Origin of the sequence: Aeromonas diversa CDC 2478-85 (assembly GCF_000819805.1) — a bacterium.
Taxonomy (GTDB): Bacteria; Pseudomonadota; Gammaproteobacteria; order Enterobacterales; family Aeromonadaceae; genus Aeromonas; species Aeromonas diversa.
In genome coordinates, this window is sequence record NZ_CDCE01000028.1 from 1 (window position 1) to 22,337 (window position 22,337).

General features: G+C 61.2%; 15 protein-coding genes. 4 read left to right on the forward strand and 11 right to left on the reverse strand.

Annotation, left to right across the window (positions count from 1 at the left end):
* Window positions 1-325: 325 nt before the first annotated feature.
* From BN1121_RS09280 to clcA, 5 genes are all read right to left on the reverse strand, one after another.
* A complete protein-coding gene (locus BN1121_RS09280) occupies window positions 326-3,433 on the reverse strand; it encodes an efflux RND transporter permease subunit (RefSeq protein ID WP_005352370.1) in 3,108 nt (1,035 codons plus the stop codon).
* A complete protein-coding gene (locus BN1121_RS09285; protein ID WP_005352372.1) occupies window positions 3,430-4,533 on the reverse strand; it encodes an efflux RND transporter periplasmic adaptor subunit in 1,104 nt (367 codons plus the stop codon). Before BN1121_RS09285 ends, BN1121_RS09280 begins: the two co-directional genes overlap by 4 nt.
* A gap of 254 nt (window positions 4,534-4,787) precedes the next feature.
* Window positions 4,788-5,138, reverse strand: a complete 351-nt coding sequence (gene erpA, locus BN1121_RS09290) for an iron-sulfur cluster insertion protein ErpA (RefSeq protein ID WP_005352374.1) — start codon at window positions 5,136-5,138, stop codon at window positions 4,788-4,790.
* Window positions 5,139-5,200: 62 nt separating this feature from the next.
* Window positions 5,201-5,896, reverse strand: coding sequence for a DUF6776 family protein (locus tag BN1121_RS09295; RefSeq protein WP_043157473.1), 696 nt, complete (start codon window positions 5,894-5,896; stop codon window positions 5,201-5,203).
* A gap of 54 nt (window positions 5,897-5,950) precedes the next feature.
* Window positions 5,951-7,252, reverse strand: a complete 1,302-nt coding sequence (clcA, locus tag BN1121_RS09300; RefSeq protein ID WP_005352377.1) for a H(+)/Cl(-) exchange transporter ClcA — start codon at window positions 7,250-7,252, stop codon at window positions 5,951-5,953.
* A gap of 253 nt (window positions 7,253-7,505) precedes the next feature.
* Between clcA and hemL the strand changes: the two genes are divergently transcribed.
* Window positions 7,506-8,792 (forward strand): glutamate-1-semialdehyde 2,1-aminomutase, encoded by a 1,287-nt coding sequence (gene hemL / locus BN1121_RS09305; RefSeq protein WP_005352380.1) that lies wholly within the window; start codon window positions 7,506-7,508, stop codon window positions 8,790-8,792.
* A gap of 334 nt (window positions 8,793-9,126) precedes the next feature.
* Window positions 9,127-10,497: a YjiH family protein gene (locus tag BN1121_RS09310; protein ID WP_005352381.1), complete on the forward strand. Its 1,371-nt coding sequence runs from the start codon at window positions 9,127-9,129 to the stop codon at window positions 10,495-10,497.
* 42 nt (window positions 10,498-10,539) lie between these two features.
* Here the strand turns inward: BN1121_RS09310 and BN1121_RS09315 are convergent, their stop codons facing one another.
* The 4 genes from BN1121_RS09315 to BN1121_RS09330 form a co-directional block, all read right to left on the reverse strand.
* A complete protein-coding gene (locus BN1121_RS09315) occupies window positions 10,540-11,496 on the reverse strand; it encodes a substrate-binding domain-containing protein (protein WP_081606430.1) in 957 nt (318 codons plus the stop codon).
* 342 nt (window positions 11,497-11,838) lie between these two features.
* Window positions 11,839-12,705, reverse strand: a complete 867-nt coding sequence (gene tesB / locus BN1121_RS09320; RefSeq protein WP_005352391.1) for an acyl-CoA thioesterase II — start codon at window positions 12,703-12,705, stop codon at window positions 11,839-11,841.
* A 107-nt stretch (window positions 12,706-12,812) separates the two neighbouring features.
* Window positions 12,813-14,330, reverse strand: coding sequence for a sodium/proline symporter PutP (gene putP / locus BN1121_RS09325; protein WP_043157477.1), 1,518 nt, complete (start codon window positions 14,328-14,330; stop codon window positions 12,813-12,815).
* A gap of 182 nt (window positions 14,331-14,512) precedes the next feature.
* Window positions 14,513-16,234, reverse strand: coding sequence for an ABC transporter substrate-binding protein (locus BN1121_RS09330; protein WP_081606431.1), 1,722 nt, complete (start codon window positions 16,232-16,234; stop codon window positions 14,513-14,515).
* A gap of 732 nt (window positions 16,235-16,966) precedes the next feature.
* Here BN1121_RS09330 and BN1121_RS09335 point away from each other — a divergent pair.
* A complete protein-coding gene (locus BN1121_RS09335; protein ID WP_043157479.1) occupies window positions 16,967-17,443 on the forward strand; it encodes an Lrp/AsnC family transcriptional regulator in 477 nt (158 codons plus the stop codon).
* 69 nt (window positions 17,444-17,512) lie between these two features.
* Here the strand turns inward: BN1121_RS09335 and BN1121_RS09340 are convergent, their stop codons facing one another.
* Entirely contained in the window at window positions 17,513-18,061 is a 549-nt protein-coding gene (locus tag BN1121_RS09340; RefSeq protein ID WP_005352401.1) for an NAD(P)H nitroreductase, read from the reverse strand.
* A gap of 88 nt (window positions 18,062-18,149) precedes the next feature.
* A complete protein-coding gene (locus tag BN1121_RS09345; protein WP_005352404.1) occupies window positions 18,150-20,165 on the reverse strand; it encodes an oxidoreductase in 2,016 nt (671 codons plus the stop codon).
* 194 nt (window positions 20,166-20,359) lie between these two features.
* On the opposite strand from BN1121_RS09345, the gene sppA reads away from it, so the two are divergent.
* Window positions 20,360-22,207 carry a signal peptide peptidase SppA gene (gene sppA / locus BN1121_RS09350; RefSeq protein ID WP_005352408.1) on the forward strand — a complete coding sequence of 616 codons (1,848 nt, stop codon included), beginning with the start codon at window positions 20,360-20,362 and terminating at the stop codon, window positions 22,205-22,207.
* Window positions 22,208-22,337 lie beyond the last annotated feature (130 nt).

Here is a 22,337-nt window from a genome sequence, read left to right on the forward strand (position 1 = left end):
GATTCAATTTGTTAAAGAACGTTGCCTTGTCGGCTGAGGCTGCGCATCTTACGCTCCTCATTTTGAAAGTCAAGCATCATTGTCGCTTTTCTTTCGCAGCGTGGTTGGCGTTGCCAACTCGCTGACCATCCGGCGTCATCCGCCGTGCTGGTGAGGGCGCATTATAGGGAGGCGCGCCGGGATGACAAGGCTTTTTTCAAAAGTTTTTTAAAAACAAGCTTATATGTTTAAAAAACAACCTTATCTGCTTACTGCCTCACCGAGGCGGATCGACAGTATGATCCACCTCGATGCATTTTGCCTCCCTTATCCTTCAGGTCGGAGGTCACGCCACCTGACGCAGTGGCTGTCTCTTGCGCTCGCGCCGCCGCTCCCCCAAAGCCAGTAGGCAAGGGGTCAGAACCAGCGTCAGCAGTGTGGCAAACGCCAAGCCACCGGCGACTGTTGTTGCAAGCTGGCTCCAGAAAGCGGTAGATGGCCCACCCAACTCAATCTTCGGAGTCAGAAAGTCGAGGTTGATCTTCAGTACCATGGGCAGCAGGCCGAGGATGGTGGTGACCGTTGTCAGCAGTACGGGTCTTAGCCGCTGGGCTCCGGTACGCAATATTGCCTCTTGCAGTGCAATCCCCTCTTTACGGAGCTGATTAAAGGTGTCGATCAACACGATATTGTTGTTGACGACTATCCCCGCCAAGGCAATTACCCCGATCCCCGACATGACGATGCCGAAAGGCTGCCTTGCGATCATCAGTCCTAGCAGGACGCCCACTGTGCTAAACAGCACGGCCGTCAGGATTAAAAACGTCTGATAGAAGGAGTTGAACTGGGTCACCAATATGATGGCTATCATGAAGAGGGCAATCATGAATGCCTTGCCCAGGAATGCAGACGACTCATCCTGCTCTTCATTCTGCCCCTTGGCCTCCACGCTCACTCGTGGATCCTGCGCCATTCCTTTCAGTGCCTTCATCAATCTAGGCAGCTCGAGGCTCAGTAACTTCCCCTCCGCCATATCCGCCTGCAACGTGATGACCTGACGACCATCCACCTTGCGGATCACGTCGGTCTTGTGCTTGGGCTGAAGGCTAGCCAGGTTGGTGATGGGCACCTGCCCCTGAGGCGTCTTGAGACGTAACTCGGATAGCCTGTCTATGGTTCTGTATTCGCTCGGGAAACGGACCCGGATATCGAGTTCATCGTCGACGTCATCGGCCCTATACTCCCCCAGCTTGAGACCCGAGGTCACAAACTGGACCGTCGATCCCACCAGAGTCGCATCGGCGCCAAAACGAGCCGCATCCCCCCTGTCGACTTTCAGCTGCCACTCGATCCCTGGGCGGCTGCCATTATCCTGCACGTTGACGAAGGCCCCATCCTGCTCAAGAGCATGACGCAGGCGCTTGGCAGTTTGGGCGAGCAACTCGGGGTAGCGAGAACTTACCTGCAGTTCGAGATCCCGGCCGCTAGGCGGCCCGTTTTGATCTTCACGCACATCGATCTCGACACCGGCATAACCGCTTAAGCGTTCACGTACCTCGGCCACAATCACCTTGGCAGGACGACGTTCACTCCAATCATGAAAATTGAGGCGGAACATGCCGATACGATCCTCACCACCGGTCAGGGTATAGAGGGTCTTGATGTCGGTGATAGGCAGCAGAGCCTGCTCCAACTCGCGCATCAGGGCATCTTTTTCCTTGGTGGCGAGATCCCCGTGGGATCGCACTATCAGGTTGGCGCCCTCGGGTTCACCGCTTGGAAAGAACTCGCTCCCCAGATTGGAGTTGGCAAACCCCACGATCACTATGGCCGAAAACGCCAGCGCACCAAGCAATATCTTGACCGGTCGCGCAATGGCCCAGGCCAGCATACGGACGTAGCGTCCGCTCCAGCCATCGAGCGTCAGGATATCGCCCTGCTCCGACTGAAGCAGCTGGTTCCGCTCACGCTCGGTGACCGTACGAGACTTGCCAATCAGCCCCCCCAGGACAGGCACAAAACAGAGCGCCATTATCAGAGAAGCGGCCAGGGTGGCGATGAGGGTGATGGGCAGATACTTCATAAACTCGCCCATGATCCCGGGCCAGAAGATGAGAGGGGCAAACGCGGCCAGGGTCGTCGCAGTTGAGGCGATGATAGGCCAGGCCATGCGCCGCCCGGCCTCACCATAGGCCTCGCGACGGCTGGCGCCTTCCGACATGGCCCTGTCTGCATACTCGGTAACGACGATAGCCGAGTCGACCAGCATACCGACCGCCATGATGAGGGCAAATAGCACGACCATGTTGATGGTATAACCGCACACGGCCAGCACCAGGATGCCGGTGAGGAAAGAGCCCGGGATGGAGATGGCCACCAGGGCGGCGCTGCGCAGTCCAAGGGTGGCGACGATGACGATCACTACCAGCAACACAGCCGAGAGCACGTTGTTTTGCAGATCGCCAAGCATCTGCACTACCCCCTCGGAGGCATCCCAGGTGTAAACGGGCTGCACATTGCCGGGCCACATGGCCTGCTCGCGAGCCACCAGGGCACGTACCTTCTGCACCGTCTCGATGACGTTCTCACCAGGACGCTTCTTGATATCCAGCGAGATCGAGGGATGACCATTGATGCGAGCCACCGTCAGGGGATCGCTGTAAGCACGGCGGATCTCGGCGACATCCTGAAAGGTGATGACCCGATTTCCCTCGACCTTGATCGGCATGGTCATCACATCTTGAATGCTCTCGAAGACGGAGGGCACCTTGACGGCAAAACGCCCGAGCCCCGTGTCCAGGGTGCCGGCCGCTACCAATCGGTTATTGCGTGACAGAAGGTTGTAGATATCGTTCTGATCCAGGTTGTAACTCTGCAGACGCAGCGGGTCGACCAGCACCTCGACAATGTCGGTACGATCGCCTCCTATCTCCACCTCGAGCACCTCGCGCAGCCCCTCGATCTTGTCTTTGAGATCCCGCGCCAGGGTGATCAGCGCCCGCTCCGGGGCATTGCCGGTGAGGTTAAGGGTCAAGACCGGATTCTCATCGGCCATGGTCACCTCACGCACCACGGGCTCATCGGTCTCTTGGGGTAACTTGGCCTTGGCCAGACTCACGCGATCACGCACATCGTTGAGCGCCTCGGCCGGATCACGCCCTGCCTCAAACTCGAGCAGCACAGAGCCATGTCCTTCGCTCGCGGTCGCACTCATCTCCTTGACGCCATCCAGCCCTCGCAGCTCGGTCTCCATGGGGCGGATCAGCATCCGTTCCGCATCTTCCGGTGAGATGCCGTCGTGAGAAATGGAGACATAGATGAAGGGGATTGTGACATCAGGATCGGCCTCTTTAGGAATATCCCGATAGGTGAAAAAACCCGCCACCAGCAGCAGCACCAGGATGGAGAGCATGGTCCGGGCCCGATGCATGGCCCCGTCGATCAAGGCATTCATGAACGCGTCTCCCCATTGGCACTTTCCCGCACCACCTCGACACGATCACCGGCCGCGACAAAACCCTGCCCCACAGTGATCACATCCAGCTGGGGTCCCACGTCGCCAAGCCAGCTTCCCTCGGGACCGGTACGAACCAACCTGGCCGGAGTAAATTTGACCCTGTCCCCCTCCACCGATTTGATGCCGAGGCGTCCCGCCTCGTCGAGGGCCAGCAAAGCCGGGCTCAAGGGGATGGCCAGTTGCTTGCCCAGAGGAATGTGCAGCTCGGCGCTGGTGCCCGCCGGCAGACGGCTATCGGGATTCGCCATGGTCACCTCGATGGCAAAGGTGTTAGTGGCCGGATCCGACACTCGGGAGAGAAAACGGATTACTCCCTTGCTCTCCCTGTTTTCGCTCAGGCGGATATTCGCCTTGCCCCCCTGACTGAGCTGCCCAATATCCAGCTCGGTAACATCGGCACGGATCAACAAAGGGTCGTTATCGGCAACTTCCAACAGAGGATCGCCCACTCCAACGTATTGCCCCACCTCCACGCTGCGGCTATTGAGCACACCGGCAAAGGGAGCTCGCACCGTGGTGTTGGCGAGTTCGAGACGCAGTCGTTCGACTTCGGCGCGCGCCTCGGCCAGGGCAGCCTCCTTCTCGGCCAGTTGAACCTTGCCCTGGAATCCTTGAGAGGCGAGCTTGCGCGCCCCCTGGATCTCGATATCGCGCAAGGCCAGCTGCGCTTCTGCCCGCTTGAGCTGTACCGGCCGGTTTTCCGGAGCGATACGCAGCAAGGGTTGCCCCGCCCCGACCCAGCTGCCCTTTTCGACCAGCACGGCCTCGATACGCCCCGAGACTTCTGCCGCGAGGCGGGAGACTCGCTCTGGCTCGGTGCGCCCGTAGAGGGTCAGGGTATGCTCGATGGACTCGGCCACCAGTGTCTTGACCCGCACCTTAGGGAGGGGTGCCTTCACTTCTTTGGCAGCCGGCGGCGTATGTTCCCCCGCACCAACCACCTCCCCTCGGGTAAACCAAAGGATAACCACGGCCGCCATGCCGGCCGCCACCCAGGCGGGATGAGCCGCCAGCTTCGCTTTCCATTTTTTATTCATACTCTCTTCCTGACGTATGCCTGATTGGGGTCTTGCCGCTCACCTTGTATCCGATGAGTCGGCCTGTCTCCTTGACCGAGACCATGTATCAAAAGGCGTACCAACTGTTACGCCCCTTATAATTCAATGAGTTGAAAAAGCGACACCCTCACTCTGCGGTCAAATAGACCACAGATGGGTTAACTTAGCCAATTGGTGGGCAAATCAGAAGAGACAGAATGGGGGGGAAAACAAAAGGCCCCGCAGGGCCTTTGTCAGATAGAGAAGCTGGAGCCGCAGCCACAGGTGGTGGTGGCATTGGGATTGGTCACCATGAAACGGGAGCCCTCCAGTCCTTCGGTATAGTCGACGCTGCCTCCGACCAGATACTGCAGGCTCATGGGGTCAATGACCATGATGACGCCGTTCTTCTCGACCACGGTATCCCCTTCGTTGATCTTCTCGTCGAAGGTAAACCCGTATTGGAAACCGGAGCAACCACCACCCGTGATATAGACCCGCAGCTTCAGCTCCGGATTCTCTTCCTCGGTGATGAGGGATTTCACCTTGTTCGCCGCAGCATCCGTCATCTGGATGGGCAAGGGTGTCTCCAATTCTGCGCTCATGTCTGACCTCTTAACGTATGGACGGCGGGATTATCCAATACCCGACCCTGGTGTTCAAGTATTCAACCAGCAGGTGCCACCTGGGGCACGGCAAGCGGTTTGAGCACCTCGCCCCAGTTGACCACCAACCGTTGAGCCGGCTGTTTTCCCTGTTTGGGCAGGGTGAGAATCACCTTGTCCGGCACAAATCCCTCTGGCAGTTGCCAGTCGCCCTCGAGCAACTGGAAATAGCGCAGGGCATAACTGGTCGCACCGGACTTCATCCCAAGCGCGGCCCCATCGAGGGACTTCGGCTGCCCCTCGAGGCTCCCATCGACCCGGACCACCACCTGACCGCGAAACAGATCCCGCTGCTTGGCCGCCTGGATCAGGGCCAGGCGATAGTGGAAACGGCCGGGGACACTGGTGGTCTCGATGCTGAGGTTATCGATTGAGACACCCACTTTCTCGGTGCCGGGACGCATGATCCGTTCGAAGAAGGCAAGCTGGCGCTTCTGCTCCTGCAGCTGGGCCTCCTGTCCCTTGATGGTTTGCTGCAACTGCTCGAAGGCCGTCTGTTGGGTCGTGAGTTGGGTCTGTTTGACCTCCAACTCTTTCTTGAGCCGAGTCAGCCCCTCGCTCTGCAGGGCAAGCGTCTTCTGCTGCACCTCGATGATGCTGGCGCTCCCAAACTCCTGCCAGTGCCCCGCCAGATACCCCAACGCTAGGCCAGGCAGCAATCCGAGTAACCACAACCATCTACCGCCCAATCTGGTCATGTCCCCTCACGGATATCAAGAAACCTTCCCTGAGTGTGCCAGTCACCACCTCATTTAACCAGTTTTGTGCAGGGCCTCGCGCTCGCGGGCCAATCGCAAGGTGCGCGCCAGGATCTGGCTGTAGATGGGGCGGCCTCCCAACCACTGGGCCATCAGGGTGGCCCCCATGGTGGTGATCATCATGGGCAAGATCAGCTGGTAGTTGTCGGTCATTTCGGTCACCAGTACTATGCCGGTGATCGGCGCCCGCACCGTGGCAGCAAACAGCGCCCCCATGCCGGCAATGGCGAAGGCGCCGGGCTCGATGCCGAGTTCAGGAAAGGCGGCATAGAACAGGTTGCCGAAGGTGACCCCAAACAGGGTTCCAAGGGCCAGGGTCGGAGCGAACACCCCACCCGGCGCGCCGGAGCAAAAACAGATAAGGGTGGCGATGAGGCGAGCGACAAAGATGAGGAAGAGGGTCGCCATGGCATAGTCACCGCGAACCAGATGCGGAATGAGCTCGATCCCGCCCCCGCTGATGGAGGGAACATAAAGAGAAAGCACGCCGAAGATGCCCGCCACCAGCATGCCAATCCCCACGAAGCGTCCGCGGCGGTTACGGTGCAGAGCCAGATAACCATCCTGGCAGGCGATCACCAGCTTGTTGAAGACGAACCCCAGCACACCAAAGGCCAGCCCCATGCAGAGGAAGAGGCCAAGCGCCTGCAACTGGGGAGCCTGATAGTGGGGCAGGGTGATGGCAGGGTGTTGACCGCGAATGGCCTGCAGCACCAGAGTCCCCATGATGGCGGATATCCCAACCGCCTTGATGGAGAGAAAAGAGTAACGAAACTGGAGGCGCATCTCCTCTATGACGAAGAGGATCCCCGCCAACGGCGCATTGAAGGCGGCCGCCAGGCCACCGGCGGCGCCGGCGGCCAGCAGGGCGTGGCCGTGCTCCTTGGGCAGTCGAAAGAGATCGGCCACCATCTGACCCAGGTTTCCCCCGATCTGTACCGAAGGCCCCTCGCGTCCCAGCACCATACCCGATCCCAGGGTACAGAGACCACCGAAGAACTTGACCGGTAACACCCGCCACCAACGCACCGGCCGAAGATCCTCCATGGCCCCCTCGATTTCGGGGATGCCGGATCCCCCCGCCTCGGGGGCAAAGGCATGGGTAAGCCAATAGCCCACCATGCCGAGCAGAGCGCTGGCCAGAAAGGCCAGGAGGATAGCCTGCCACCAGGGGTGCTCCTCCAGCCAACCGAGACGCCCCTCGGTGAGGCGGTTGACGGAGAGCTCAAACAACGCGCAGACGGTGCCGGCCAGCATGCCCACCAAGGCCGCAAGCAACAGCACCCAGAGGGACATCCTCTTTTCGATGAGACGACCCAGTGCAGGGCGATAGGGAGAGAGGGAAGCGGTATCGTGCATGGAAACACCTGTTCTCGTTCAGTCCGGGGGCGACTCTGCCATGGCACCCGCTTTCTGGTATAGTCAGGCCGTTTCACTGGCGAGGGTGCAGGAGCAGAGCGCAGCATCATACACCTGCCTGCTTTCCCTGCCGACACCGAAGCGGCCGCAGTCCCCTCCCAATCCCTACAATTCCAGTTAAGGATGATCCATGTCAAAGTCAGATCAGCTGTTTGAGCAGGCCCGTCAGAGCATTCCGGGTGGCGTCAACTCACCGGTGCGCGCCTTTAACGGCGTGGGTGGTACTCCGGTCTTTATCGATCACGCCGACGGTGCCTATCTCTACGACGTGGATGGCCACTCCTATGTGGATTACATCGGCTCCTGGGGCCCCATGCTGCTGGGTCATAACCACCCCGCCATCAAGGCTGCCGTCATCGCCGCCGTCGAGAAGGGGCTGAGCTACGGCGCGCCGACCGAGATCGAGGTGCGCATGGCAGAGCGCGTGCGTGCTATCGTCCCCTCCATGGAGCAGGTGCGCATGGTCAACTCCGGCACCGAGGCGACCATGAGCGCCATCCGGCTGGCCCGCGGCTACACCGGCCGTGACAAGATCCTCAAGTTCGAAGGCTGCTACCACGGCCACGCCGACTCATTGCTGGTCAAGGCCGGCTCCGGCGCCCTCACCCTGGGCCAGCCCAACAGCCCGGGCGTGCCAGCCGATTTTGCCAAGCACACCCTGACCTGCACCTATAACGATCTCGCCTCGGTCGAGGCGGCCTTCGCCCTGTATGGCCAGGAGATCGCCTGCATCATCGTCGAGCCGGTGGCTGGCAACATGAACTGTATTCCGCCGGTACCGGGTTTCCTCGAGGGGCTGCGTGCCCTCTGTGACCAACACGGCAGCGTGCTGATCCTCGACGAGGTGATGACCGGCTTCCGGGTCTCCAAGCAGGGGGCTCAGGGCTACTACGGCGTCACCCCGGATCTCACCACCCTCGGCAAGATCATCGGCGCCGGCATGCCGGTGGGGGCCTTCGGCGGCAAGCGCGAAATCATGCAGCACATAGCCCCGACCGGTCCCGTTTATCAGGCCGGCACCCTGTCGGGCAACCCCATCGCCATGGCCGCCGGCCTGGCCATGCTGGATCTGCTCGAGCAGCCGGGTCTCTACGAGGCGCTGAGCGAGAAAACCGCCCGCGTTGCCGAGGGGCTCAAGGCCGCCGCCGCCAAACACGGCATCCCGCTGGCCATCAACCAGGTCGGCGGCATGTTCGGCTTCTTCTTCACCGACGAGCCGACCATCACCCGCTTTGATCAAGTGACCCGCTGTGACATGGAGAAGTTCAAGCGCTTCTACCACCTGATGCTGGAAGAGGGCGTCTATCTGGCCCCCAGCGCCTACGAGGCCGGCTTCCTCTCCCTGGCCCACGGCGATAAAGAGATCGAACACACTCTGGCCGCGGCAGACCGCTGCTTCGCCAAACTGGTGGCTTGATACGTCCTTCATAAGGGGGCTCAGGCCCCCTCTTCCTCTTTTCTCTTTTTTCTTCTCCCCCCTCACTCCGTCTTTAGTCGATCGCACCACCCCGCAACAATTAACAGTTAACCAACAAACACAAAACACCACAGCTTCATGTGTTAATGAATGAAAACGCTAAAATAAGACCTTTCTCGTTCGAAACCACAAATAATTATTCACTTTACAGCCAGAAAAAGGCTTGTCTGGCTGTTTTTTTGGGGTATTCTTTCGCCCGCTTGACGTTATGCAGCATGTGTATGCAGAGGCAGGCAGAAAACAATATAACAATTGGCGAAAAGGCAACCGTTCCATGCTGGAGAAAACCCTCGCTGCGCCCCGGCTTAACTCCCGGCGCAATCTGCTCGTCTTTCTGATCCCGTCGCTCATCGGGATCCTGCTCTTTATGACCCCCGTCAGCCATCAGGGGGATATCACCATACCGGTCGCCGTGATGGCCAAGTCGGTGCAAACCGTGCTGGCCGATCAGCTGGTCGCCATGGTGAGCGGCATCATCACCACCACCATGCTGTTGACCCTGGTCGCCTGGTTGTTCAAGCCCGCCATTCTGGTCAAGCGTCCGTTCCTCAACAGCCTGTTCAACGTCTCCCCCTTCTGGGCCCTGGTGCGGATCCTGGGTGGCGTGTTCGTGCTGCTGACCTTCTTCGGCATCGGCCCCGAGGCCCTGCGCAGCGATGCCACCGGCGGCCTGGTGCTGCACGACCTGCTGCCTGTACTCTTCTCGGTCTTCATCTTTGCCGGTCTGCTGCTGCCCCTGCTGCTGGACTTCGGCCTGCTGGAGTTCGTCGGCACCATGATGACCCGCATCATGCGCCCGGTATTCCGCCTGCCCGGTCGCTCGGCGGTGGACTGCTTCGCCTCCTGGCTGGGTGACGGCAGTGTCGGTATCCTGCTCACCAGCAAGCAGTACGAAGGCAAGTTCTACACCCAGCGCGAAGCGGCCGTGATCGGCACCACCTTCTCCGCCGTCTCTATTACCTTCTGTCTGGTGGTCATCTCCCAGGTGAAGCTGGCCCATATGTTTGTCCCCTTCTACCTGACCGTCTGCCTGGCTGGCGTAGTGGCAGCCATCATAGTGCCGCGTCTGCCCCCCCTGTGCTGGAAGAAGGACGTCTATGCCGACGGCACCCCCCTGTGCCGCAAGCATGAAGCCATCCCGCACGAACACGGCATCCTGAGCTACGGGTTCGAGCGAGCGCTGAAAAAGGCCGAGAGTGTGACCGACTTCGGTGCCGTCGCTCGCGAGGGGCTCAAGAATGCCCTGGACATGGTGTTCGGTGTGCTGCCCGTGGTGATGGCCATCGGCACCTGCTCCCTGATGCTGGCCGAACACACCCCGTTGTTCACCTGGCTGGGAGCTCCCTTCGTGCCTCTGCTCGAGCTGCTGCAGCTGCCCGAGGCTGAAGCCGCCTCTCGCACCATCATGGTGGGCTTCGCCGACATGTTTATCCCGGCCATCCTCGCCTCCTCTATCGAAAGCGAGATGACCCGCTTCGTCATCGCCGCCCTGTCGGTGACCCAGCTCATCTACATGTCGGAAGTGGGCGCCCTGCTGCTTGGCAGCAAGATCCCGGTCAAGATGTGGGAGTTGTTCCTCATCTTCCTGATGCGCACCCTGATCACCTTGCCGGTGATCGCCGGGGTGGCACACCTGCTCTTCTAACCCTTAATAAAAAAGCCGCTTAACGCGGCTTTTTTTATGGCGCTATTGCGCCTGCGGAACCTGCTGGCCAATCAAGGCGCTGACGGATTCAGTGGTGAGGTTGCGCGGGGTGATCAGGTGCGTGTCGGTATAAGTGACAGGCGCGATGACGTCACCACGGATCAGGGCATCTGCCAAGGCGACCGCCTTCATCCCCATCTGGTAGGGGTCCTGCACCATAATGCCGGACAAGCGCCCATCTTTGAGGGACTGCAGGAGCAGGGGTGAGATATCGAATCCGGCGACCATGGCCCGGTTATGGGACCAGTGACCCACCGCCAGCACGGCTCCCTCGGTCGAACTCTCATTGGCGGCAATGATCAGATTGATGGCCGAGTCCTCTTTAAGCTGACGAGTCACGGCCCGGTAGCTGCTCCCCTTGGTCGTTCCCCCCTCGATAACATGCTGAACCGCAATACCCTGCGCCTCAAACTCATCAAAATAGCCCTTCACCCTGGCTTCCGTGGAACGGTGGCCCGCCTGATAGCGAACCACCAGAACCACTGGATTGGCAGGGAAATGAGGGGCCAGCTCCTTCACCAACTTTCTGCCGGCCAGATAGTTGTTGGAGCCGACGAAGCCATCCACCGGCGTCTCTCCCAGCTCGGAGTCGATGATCAGCACCCGCTTGCCGGCCTCTCGATAACGGACGACCAGTGGACGCAGTCGCTCGGGTTCGCTCGGTGCCAACACCAGCACCCGGGCAGAGGTGGCCAGATAGTCTGATACCAGTTTGAACTGGGCCTCGGTCGCCTGCTCGTTGGGAGGACCGCGCCACAAGATCTTGTGTCGGGACGCTCGCGCCGCCTCGGCGACACCACGATTGAGGACCTGCCAGAAGACGATCCCATTGCCCTTGGGGATCACCACGATATCAGCCTGACCACTGGCATCGACCAGCTCCTGAGCGGCCAGCAGACTGCTCCAAATCAGCACAACACCCCACCATTTTTTTAGCATCGCACCCTCTCCCCACCACTTCCGTTAACTGTATACCGAATGACCGGGGATAACCGAGAAGCGTGGGAAGCACAGCCCCCAGGATTGGCCCACTCCCCCACTGCCGGTGCAGCAGCCATCCGAGCCAGCACCGGCAGGCACACCGCCCATGACAGCGCCAGGAGTGGGACGCCCATCTCCATATGCTTTGTTAACGAACGGCGGTAAAATCAGGTCAACGGGCCGAAAAACCACATTAAGGCCAGCAATGAGGCGAAAGCCGCTGCACCAGGGGTTAAAGACCCGGACTCACGCACGCTCGAGCATAAAAAACGGGAGCCCAGGCTCCCGCGCGGCGAGATATCACGCCGACTTGCGGCGGATCACCCCCTCTTGCATGGTGCTCGCCACCAGCACCCCATCGCGGGTGAAAAACTGGCCGCGCACCAGGCCGCGCCCACCCGAGGCGCTCGGACTGTCGACCACGTAGAGCAGCCAGTCGTCGAGGCGAAAATCCCGATGGAACCACATGGAGTGATCGATGGTGGCCACCTGCATGTCCGGCTCCCAGTAGGAGACCCCGTGCGGCTGCAATGCGGTGAACAGGAAGTGGAAGTCGGAGGCATAGGCGAGCAGGTACTTGTGCACCCGCGGGTCATCCGGCATCTGACCGTTGGCCTTGAACCAGACGTGGCGCAGGGGCTCGTGCACGTCGGGGCGGATCGGGTCGACCAGGGTGGCCGGGCGGATCTCGATGGGCTTCTCACACATGATCTTGGCGCGCAGCTCGGGGGGAATCATCTTCTCGTAAGGACGCACCAGCTCCAGCTCGCTCTTGAGCTGCTCGGGTGGCGTGATCCCCTGGGGCATAGTCGCCTGGTGCTCGAAGCCATCGGCCTCGACCTGGAACGAGGCATTGAGGTAGAAGATGGGTTTGCCATACTGGATTGCCTTGACCCGGCGGGTCGAGACACTCTGCCCATCGCGGATGTTCTCCACGTCGTAGACGATGGGGTGGTTCACATCGCCCGGGCGCAGGAAGTAGGAGTGGAAGCTGTGCACCTGGCGATCGGCCGCCACCGTCTGCTTGGCCGCCGACAGGGCCTGCCCCATCACCTGGCCACCAAACACGGCGCGCAGACCCAGATCCTCGCTCTGGCCGCGAAACAGTCCCTCTTCAATCTTCTCCAGTGCCAGCAGCGCCAGCAGTTCGTCTAATACCTTGCTCATTGCATTCTCCCGTTGGACAGGAGAAATCTATCAACTGAAACGAAGAGGAACAATTCTTCCATTTGAGTCCGGCACAATAAAATGCCCCGCCGAAGCGGGGCATTGCATCAGTTGACGCCGACCGGTTGGCCCGCAGGCTCGGCCGGAGCGTTGAACTCCTCCTCGGCCTCGCGGAAGCGCTCCAGCATGGCCTTGGAGGGCGCCTCGCCAAGCAGGCTGCCCAGCACGATGGCGACGCTGGCGAAGACGAAGCCCGGGATGATCTCATACAGGCCCAACCAACCGTACTGCTTCCAGACGATGACGGTGACCGCACCAACCAGCATGCCAGCCAGGGCGCCGTTGCGGGTCATGCGCGGCCACAGCACCGAGAGCAGCACAACGGGGCCGAAGGCGGCACCGAAACCGGCCCAGGCGTAGCTCACCAGCCCCAGTACCCGGTTTTCCGGGTTCATGGCGACCGCGATCGCCACCAGGGCGATGGCCAACACCATGAGGCGGCCGACCCACACCAGCTCGCGCTGGGAGGCGTTCTTGCGCAGGAACGGCTTGTAGAGATCCTCGGTGATGGCGCTGGAGCAGACCAGTAATTGACAACTTAGCGTGCTCATCACTGCCGCCAGGATGGCGGAGAGCAACACACCGGCGATCCAGGGGTTAAAGAGCAGCTTGGAGAGCTCGATGAAGACTCGCTCCGGGTTGGCGCCCACATTGGCAGCCAGATCCGGGAAGGCGGCGAAGTAGGCCAGACCGAAGAAGCCGATGGCTACGGCGCCGGCCAGGCACAGCACCATCCAGGTCATGCTGATACGGCGGGCGCTGGCCATGGAGTGGTGGGAATCTGCCGCCATGAAGCGCGCCAGTATGTGCGGCTGGCCGAAGTAGCCCAGGCCCCAGGCCATCAGGGAGATGATGGCGATGATGTCCAGGTTCTTGAACATGTCGAGGTTGCTGGCGCTCTTGGCGGCCACCTCGATCATGGCGCTGTCGATGCCGCCGACGGCGATGATGACGAACACAGGGGTGAGGATCAGAGCGAAGATCATCAGGGTCGCCTGCACGGTATCGGTCCAGCTCACCGCGAGGAAGCCACCGAAGAAGGTGTAGGTGATGGTGGCTGCGGCACCGACCCAGAGGGCGGTGTCGTAATCCATGCCGAAGGTGCTCTCGAACAGGCGGGCACCGGCTACCACACCGGAGGCGCAGTAGATGGTGAAGAACAGCAGGATCACCAGGGCCGAGAGGATGCGCAGCACCTTGCTGTGATCCTCGAAGCGGTAGGTGAAGTAGTCCGGCAGGGTCAAGGCGTTGCGGTTCTTCTCGGTATGCACCCGCAAGCGGCCGGCAACCCAGCGCCAGTTGAGGTAGGCGCCGATGACCAGACCGATGGCGATCCAGCTCTCTGAGATGCCACTGATGAAGACGGCCCCAGGCAGCCCCATCAGGAGCCATCCGCTCATGTCGGAGGCGCCGGCAGAGAGGGCGGTGACCCAGCTCCCCATGCGGCGGCCGCCGAGGATGTAGTCGTCGAAGTTGCGGGTGGCGCGATAGGCGATAAAGCCGATCAGGACCATTCCGAGGATGTACACCAGAAAGGTGATTAACATGGGTGTGCTAGCTGTCATTCCAGACTCCGTTGTGTGGTACCCCCTCTATGGGGGGCTTTTCCTTGAAAAAAGCCGGCCTAGCTTAAACAGAGCACTTATTAACCACAACCCTTTTTTAACGGACCAGAAACAAAACAAAAACGTTTTACACCCATAAAAACAGCCTGAACGGGGCGTTAGGGCAGCGATTCGTGCTGCCATTACTCGTCGGAGTCGCTCAGCCAGATACGGCGCAGGGAGCAAAATCCGCTGGGATCTATTGTGGCGCCGCGTACCGCCCTGTCCAGATGCAACTCTTCCGTGATACCAAACAGATGAAGCAGCGACTTCTCGCCGTGCCAACGCCGCTCCACCTCCTGCATCCGGCTCAGGATCTCCCCCTCATCCAGGGTCTGACCGAACGCCGCCAACAGACGCCCATGTTCCTCATCGAGCCAGCATTCGTCATGGGCAAACTGCATGCAGACCGCACTGGTCAGCCACTCGTAGTAACCGTAGAGGGGGGGAGGGTCGAGCAACTCGCTCACCAGCATGAGATCGGCGCTGGCGCGCACCTGATCGAGCTCGTTGTAGTTCTCGATGGGAAAGTCCACCAGCGTCAGACCCGTCTCCTCGATGCGCTCGCGGATCCAGCCTGCGATATGGGCCAGACGCGGATAGTGCCAGTGGGGCTCGGCCACCACCAGAGTGCCCGAGAGACGAGGACAGGCGCAGACGTCCGCGGGCTGGGTCGGGGCCGCAGCCCTGGCATAGGCCGAATCCACCACGGGCTCGATCCCGTATTGCCAGCGTACCTGATGAAGATAGTCGTAGAGCCGCCCCAAGTCGGTTGCACTGATCCGGGCATCGGGCCGCACCCGAAACCCGAGACTGAAGAAGCCGTCGAGCCGGTTGGTCACCCGGCTGGCATGGGGTTCGACCGATGGTGCTGTACTGGTGAAACTCATGCGGCTTGCGCCACTGGGCAGGTCGGGCATGGCGTACCAAAGCTCAACCCGCTCCACCAACGGTTTCTCCCGGTAGTAATCGGGGAAACGCTCCAATGCCATGTGACTCTTGTCGCTCTGCCTGACCCGAAAAGGCCCGGTACCAAAACGCGCCAGGGCACCGCTGGCCAGCCGAATGCCCTGCTCGGCCATGATGGCGCCGTGGATGCCACAGAAGGCATAGATAAGCAGCGGGTTGTGCTGGCGCAGGCGAACCTCAATCCAGTGCTGGCCGATGGCCGACACGGCCACCACCTGCTGATAGATGCGCTGCAATGGCCCCGGTGTGGTCAGCATGCGGGTCAGGGAGGCGCAAGCCGCCGCCACCGTCATGGCCTCGCCGTGGTGGAAACGCACGTCCGGTCGCAGGCGAAAGCGTAGCGCCGGACGCAGCGGATCCACCTCCCAGTAGTGAGCCAGCGCCGGCATGATGCAACCCGCCGCCAGGTTATAGTCGAGCAGGGTGTCGTAGACGTTCTCGGTGATGTAGAGCTCGTTACGCAAATAAGTTTCGACAGGGTCTATGGTATGGGGCACCGGGAAGTCGCTGATAAGCAGCCCCCCGAGGGAGCGCACTGTCTGCTGCTGCTGCTCGAAGAAGTGATTGATCTGTCGACTGACCCGCTCAGGTTGCGTCGTCTCGGCGGCCAAGCGGGCGGCCTGTTGCAGATCCCCGGCGGCCACCAATCGCGCGACCCAGTCATCGAGGGCGGCATCCCCGCCCATCAACACCCAGAGCTCGGACTGCCGTCCACGCCCCACGGCCCCGTTCCAACGGATCCACCCCTGTTCCTGCAGACTGGCGAGAATATTGCTGACATTGCGGCGTGAACAGCAAAGCAGCGACTCCAGCTGCTCCAAACCGACGGCCTGCCCCTCGCCGATGCCGAAGGCCTGCTCCAACTGCCGCAGACGACGCAGCAACATCCTGCTCATTACCCCTCCCTGTCATGGATAAAATATGGAAAAAAATAGCCTGCTGTTCTTCGTGTTTTTAAGAGCAGTGACTTCCTATAATGGGGCCGCTGAGTCACTTCAGCGGCTACGGAACCGGCAGCGCGGCTATATAGAATTCACAGAAACCCCGCTTTCTGCCCCAAATAACGAAGCAGTTCAGGCTGTCCTCCGCCTGCCGGTATCCGCCCTCTCCCCTGAAAAGGTTACCTCTTCTCGCCACGCCAGGTGGCCATACTCCCTATCCAAAACACACCGCCGTCCTCAAGGACAGGTTCACTTGGTCACGCATCCATGTCCACCAGCCCCAGCCCAGACGGGTATCATGGCGGGCGTGACAAGGGCAGTGTGTCGCAGACGAAGGGAGCGAATGGTATCAAAAAATAGGGCGGGAAAAGGTGGCCAAACGCCAAAAAGCAACAAGGCAGACGCCGGGATGTCTGCCTTGCTGCCACTCTGTGAGATGGTGCTCCCTATACCAGTCGCCTCCACCCGGATAAGGGTATCAGGCCGCTGTGGTGCGCCGGACCGGGGTTGGGCCCTTTGCCGGGGCGCCTGGGTGAGTGCGCCCCCTGACCACCAGAAGTTGAATACAGGTTACCGGCATCGGTGGGGAGAGTGGTTGCAAAGTTGCATAAAATTTCGATTGTTTTAGCAATCATTAACCCTTAATCTTTTTGTTGTGAGTCAATCATTGCACACGACGGAAGAATGATGCTGAAACTGGATCGTATTGACCGCCATATTCTCGAACTGATGCAGGAGCATGGCCGGATCAGCAACCTGGAGCTGGCCGAGATGGTGGGCCTCTCCCCCTCCCCCTGCTCGCGCCGGGTCAAGGCACTGGAAGACGCCGGCCTCATCGACGCCCATGTCACCCTGCTCAATGCCCGCACCCTGGGGCTGACCCTGACCGCCTACATCCATATCTCGATGGACCGCCACACCCCGGAACGCTTCGCCGACTTCGATCGGGCCATCGGCGAGCTGCCTGAAGTGCTCGAGTGCGACCTCATCACCGGCAACGACGCCGACTACCAGCTCAAGGTGGTGGTACAGGATATGGAGCACTACCAGCACTTCCTGCTCGACAAGTTGACCCATATCCCGGGCGTCACCGGGGTCCGCTCGAGCTTCGTGCTGCGCCGCATCAAGCACAAGACCGCCCTGCCCCTCAACCACCTCGGCTGAGGGCTGCCCTCATGCGACAGGGAGGCCGAAGCCTCCCTGTCGTGTTGCTGCGTGCCAGTGCAGCCGGGCTTAGAAGCTACGCACGAAGGCAGCCGGATCCAGCTCACGCAGCTTGCGCACCTCGGTCATGGGGGTGCCGAGATAGAGGAAGCCCACCAGCTGATCGTCCTCTCCCAGCCCCAGACCCTTGGCGACGATGTCGTCGAAGATGAACCAGCCAGAGCGCCAGATGCCGTTGAAGCCCTGGGCCTGGGCGGCCATCTGCATCGCCATCACGGCGCAACCGGCTGAAAGCTCCTGCTCGAGGCGCGGCACCTTGGGGTGATCCTGATAGCGAGTCGCCACGGCGATGATGAGCGGGGCGCGCAGAGGCGCATCCATGCAACGCTCGATGGCCTCTTCGGGCTCACCGCGCTCGGCGGCGGCGGCGGCCAACAGATCGCCGAAACGCACCCGCCCCTCCCCCTCGATGAGAATAAATTGCCAGGGGGTGAGGGTGCCGTGATCCGGGGCGCGCAGTCCCGCCTTGAGGATGTTGTCGAGCGCCTCGCCGGCCGGCGCCGGCTCGCTCAGACGGGAGCAGGAGTGACGGTTGAGCAGCAGTTCCAGTGCGTCCATCGAAATACCTTAACAAACAACGGTGAAGGTCTTCACCTTAGCACAGGCCCGGATGAAGAAAACCCTGCCTTGGCAGGGTTTTCCCGCTTCAGATGATGGCCGCGAGCTCGGCCCCCTGACGTATCGCCCGCTTGGCGTCGAGCTCGGCGGCCACATCGGCACCGCCGATGATGTGCACCGGCTTGCCGGCAGCCCGCAGATCCGCCTCCAGCTCGCGCAAGGGCTCCTGCCCCGCACAGACGATGACATGATCCACCGGCAGACATTGGGCGACGCCGCCCACCTCGATGTGGAGCCCTTCATCATCGATGCGGCGATACTGCACCCCGGACAGCATCTCGACCCGGCGACTCTTGAGCACGGCGCGATGGATCCAGCCCGTGGTCTTGCCCAGGCCGTCCCCTACCTTGCTCTCCTTGCGCTGGAGCAACCACACCTGGCGCTCGGGAGCCACGACCACGGGTTGCATCAGGCCACCGCGCTGCTCGAAGCGGGTATCGATGCCCCACTCCTTGAGCCACTGTGCCTTGCTGCGCTCCCCGTGGGACTCTACCAGGTACTCTGCCACGTCGAAGCCGATCCCGCCGGCACCGATCACCGCCACCTTCTGCCCCACCGGCTTGTGATCGCGCAGCACCTCGAGGTAGCTGAGCACCTTGGGATGCTCAATCCCCGGGATGGCCGGAGTGCGCGGACGAATACCTGTGGCCAGGATGATCTCGTCAAAGCCGCCGCCGAGCAGGCTCTCGGCACTCTGGCGCTGCCCCAGATAGAGCTCGACACCACAGCGCTCGAGGCGCTTGGCGAAGTAACGCAGGGTCTCGTGAAACTCTTCTTTACCCGGGATCTGCTTGGCGAAGTTGAACTGACCACCTATCTCCCCCGCCTGATCGAACAGGCTCACCCGGTGGCCGCGCTCGGCGGCGTAGCAGGCAAACGCCAGCCCGGCCGGACCGGCACCAACCACCGCCAGCTTCTTGGGCTGGGGGGTGCGACCAAAGTTCAGCTCGGTCTCAAAACAGGCCCTGGGATTGACCAGACAAGAGGCCCGCTTCTGCTTGAAGACATGATCGAGGCAAGCCTGATTGCAGGCGATGCAGGTGTTGATCTCGTCTCCACGCGCCTCGGAGGCCTTGAGCACAAACTCGGGGTCGGCCAGCAGCGGGCGCGCCATGGAGACCATGTCTGCCTCTCCGGCGGCGAGGATCTGCTCCGCCACCTCGGGGGTGTTGATGCGGTTGGTGGTGATGAGCGGCACCTTGAGGTGCTTCTTGAGTTCGGCCGTCACCCAGGTGAAGGCGCCGCGCGGCACGCTGGTAGCTATGGTGGGAATGCGTGCCTCGTGCCAGCCGATGCCGGTGTTGATGAGGGTCACGCCGACCTCTTCGAGCCCCTTACCCAGGGCGATCACCTCTTCCAGGAAGGAGCCCTGCTCGACCAGATCCAGCATGGAGAGGCGGAAGATGATGATGAAATCTTTCCCGACCCGTTCGCGGATGGCACGTACTATCTCGACCGGGAAGCGCAACCGGTTCTCCAGACTGCCCCCCCAGCGGTCGGTGCGATGATTGGTGCGCTCGCAGATGAACTGGTTAATGAGATACCCCTCGGACCCCATCACCTCCACCCCGTCATAACCGGCGCGACGGGCCAACTCTGAGGTGCGGGCGAAGTCACGAATGGTAGCCAGGATCTGGCGCTCGCTCATGGCTCTGGGCTTAAACGGAGAGATGGGGGCCTTGATGGCCGAAGGCGCCAGGCTGAAGGGGTGATAGGCGTAGCGACCCGCGTGGAGGATCTGCAGCGCTATCTTGCCTCCCTCGGCATGCACCGCCTCGGTCACCTTGCGGTGTTTGGCCACCTGCCAGGGAAAGCTGAGTTGTGAGCCGTGCGGGACCAGGCGCCCCCGCAGGTTAGGGGCTATGCCACCGGTCACGATGAGGGCCACCCCACCACGGGCGCGCTCGGCATAGAAGGCGGCCAGCTTGTCAAAGCCTCCCTTCTCCTCTTCCAGACCCGTGTGCATGGATCCCATCAACACCCGGTTACGCAGTTGGGTGAACCCCAGATCGAGGGGGGTCAAGAGTGCGGGATAGCGGCTCACAGTGCCTCCAGTTAACAATTTGTTATTGAATTGCAGCTAGAGTAAAGAATCAAATTTGCTTTTTCAAACAATTGTTTGGACATTTTTTCGGCGAACAATCGTCCACTGAATCGCCCACTGACTGGCGGTTGTCCCCCGGCCAACCCTGGTCAATAATGGCCTCTCTCTTCTTCATAACAGGGTGATAACCTCAGATGTCGATCCTCAAAGGGCTGGGATGGTTGTTTCGTGGGCTGTGGCGCCTGCTCAACTTTACCCGCCACCTGTTTCTCAACCTCGTCTTCCTGCTGCTGGTGCTGGCCGTGGCCCTGGTCATCGGCACCCAGGAGAAGCCCGAGCCCCCCGTCGAGGGCGCACTGACTCTGGATCTCACCGGGGATCTGGTGGAGCAGCGCAGCCTCACCGATGCCTCCAGCCAACTGATGCGCCAATTGGGTTCGAGTGACGAGCAACCCTCAGAGATCGTCCTGTCTGATCTGCTGTGGGCCATCAACAAGGCCGGGGAAGACGATCGCATCAAGGCTCTGGTACTCAAGACCCAGGGGCTGCAGCAGGCGAGCCTCTCCAAATTGCAGGAGGTGGCCGGCGCCATCGACAACTTCAAGCAGAGCGGCAAGCCTGTCTATGCCATGGCCGACTTCTATACCCAGGGCCAATATCTGCTGGCCGCCCATGCCGACCACGTGATGCTCAACCAGAGCGGTGCCGTGCTGCTCGAGGGATTCGGCGTCTATCAGCTCTACTTCAAGTCGGCGCTGGAGAAGTTCAACATCACCCCCCACGTCTTCAAGGTGGGCACCTACAAGTCCTTCGTCGAGCCCTATACCCGGGATGGGATGTCACCCGAGAGCCGCGAGGCCAATCAGCGCTGGCTCGGCCAGCTGTGGAGCGGCTATGTGCAGGATGTCGCCAAGGAGCGCGAGGTCGAGCCCGACGCCATCTCTCCGAGCAAGGAGCTGATGCTGGCGCGGTTGCAGAAGGCCGGTGGCAACGCCGCCCTCTATGCCGAGCAGCAGGGACTGGTGGATCAACTCGCCACCCGCGACGAGATGACCCAGGCCATCGTCAAGGAAGTGGGGGCCGGCGAGGAGCCGGGCAGCTGGAAGGGGGTTGGTCTGAAAGAGTATCTGGCGACCCTGGGCCCACGCTATCCCCAGAGTGGCAAGGACGAGGTGGGTCTTATCATCGCCAGTGGCGCCATCATGGATGGCCAGCAACCGGCCGGCACCATCGGCGGTGACACCCTGGCCGATCTGCTGGCCCAGGCACGCCGCGACGATGCCATCAAGGCCCTGGTGCTGCGGGTTGACAGCCCGGGAGGCAGTGCCTTCGCCGCCGAGCAGATCCGCGCCGAGCTGCTGGCCCTCAAGCAGGCCGGCAAGCCGGTGGTGGTCTCCATGGGCAGCTACGCCGCCTCGGGGGGATACTGGATCTCGGCCGACGCCGACAAGATCTTCGCCTCTCCCTCGACCCTGACCGGCTCCATCGGCGTGTTCGGCCTGTTTGCCACCGCCGAGAAGGCACTGGCCCAGTTCGGCATCAGCAGCGATGGCCTCGGCACCACCGACTTCGTCGGCCTGAGCCCGGCCCGCGCCCTGCCCGAGCATGTCTCTCAGGCTATCCAGCTAAACGTGGAGAACACCTATCACCGCTTCGTCGAGCTGGTCGCCAAGGGACGTGGGCTCTCCGAGGAGGATGCAGAAAAGGCGGCCGAGGGCCGGGTCTGGACCGGCGCCGACGCCAAGGAGTTGGGCCTGGTCGACGAGTTCGGCAATCAGGAGGATGCCCTGAAAGCCGCCGCCGAATTGGCCAATCTCAAGGAGTGGCAGGTCACCCTCATAGCGCCGGAAGAGTCGGCGCGGGATCGCTTCCTGCGCCAGCTGCTCGAAGGGGGCGCCCAGGCCCTGGCTCCCTCCCTCAAGGGGATGCTGCCCGAGAGCCTGGTGATACCACTCAAGGCGGTGAGTCAAGCGACCGATCCCCTCACCCGCTTCAACGACCCCCAGGGCACCTATGCCTGGTGCCCGGTCTGCACCCAGTGACCCCCATCCCCGCTTCGGCGGGGATGTTTTTTTATGGGGCGCCCCGTCCATATGCCCGACAATAAAAAAGGCTCCCTAAGGAGCCAAGGTCGGTGTTAACCGATCAACCGGCAGGGGAAGCCCCTGCCAG

What these genes read in the sequence shown, in the direction of transcription:
- BN1121_RS09335 (WP_043157479.1), top strand. Translation starts at nt 16,967, where the DNA reads ATGCTGAAACTGGATCGTATTGACCGCCATATTCTCGAACTGATGCAG.
- BN1121_RS09285 (WP_005352372.1), bottom strand. Translation starts at nt 4,533, where the DNA reads ATGAATAAAAAATGGAAAGCGAAGCTGGCGGCTCATCCCGCCTGGGTG.
- clcA (WP_005352377.1), bottom strand. Translation starts at nt 7,252, where the DNA reads ATGTCCCTCTGGGTGCTGTTGCTTGCGGCCTTGGTGGGCATGCTGGCC.
- putP (WP_043157477.1), bottom strand. Translation starts at nt 14,330, where the DNA reads ATGACAGCTAGCACACCCATGTTAATCACCTTTCTGGTGTACATCCTC.
- BN1121_RS09280 (WP_005352370.1), bottom strand. Translation starts at nt 3,433, where the DNA reads ATGAATGCCTTGATCGACGGGGCCATGCATCGGGCCCGGACCATGCTC.
- sppA (WP_005352408.1), top strand. Translation starts at nt 20,360, where the DNA reads ATGTCGATCCTCAAAGGGCTGGGATGGTTGTTTCGTGGGCTGTGGCGC.
- BN1121_RS09315 (WP_081606430.1), bottom strand. Translation starts at nt 11,496, where the DNA reads ATGCTAAAAAAATGGTGGGGTGTTGTGCTGATTTGGAGCAGTCTGCTG.
- BN1121_RS09340 (WP_005352401.1), bottom strand. Translation starts at nt 18,061, where the DNA reads ATGGACGCACTGGAACTGCTGCTCAACCGTCACTCCTGCTCCCGTCTG.
- BN1121_RS09295 (WP_043157473.1), bottom strand. Translation starts at nt 5,896, where the DNA reads ATGACCAGATTGGGCGGTAGATGGTTGTGGTTACTCGGATTGCTGCCT.
- erpA (WP_005352374.1), bottom strand. Translation starts at nt 5,138, where the DNA reads ATGAGCGCAGAATTGGAGACACCCTTGCCCATCCAGATGACGGATGCT.
- BN1121_RS09310 (WP_005352381.1), top strand. Translation starts at nt 9,127, where the DNA reads ATGCTGGAGAAAACCCTCGCTGCGCCCCGGCTTAACTCCCGGCGCAAT.
- tesB (WP_005352391.1), bottom strand. Translation starts at nt 12,705, where the DNA reads ATGAGCAAGGTATTAGACGAACTGCTGGCGCTGCTGGCACTGGAGAAG.
- hemL (WP_005352380.1), top strand. Translation starts at nt 7,506, where the DNA reads ATGTCAAAGTCAGATCAGCTGTTTGAGCAGGCCCGTCAGAGCATTCCG.
- BN1121_RS09330 (WP_081606431.1), bottom strand. Translation starts at nt 16,234, where the DNA reads ATGAGCAGGATGTTGCTGCGTCGTCTGCGGCAGTTGGAGCAGGCCTTC.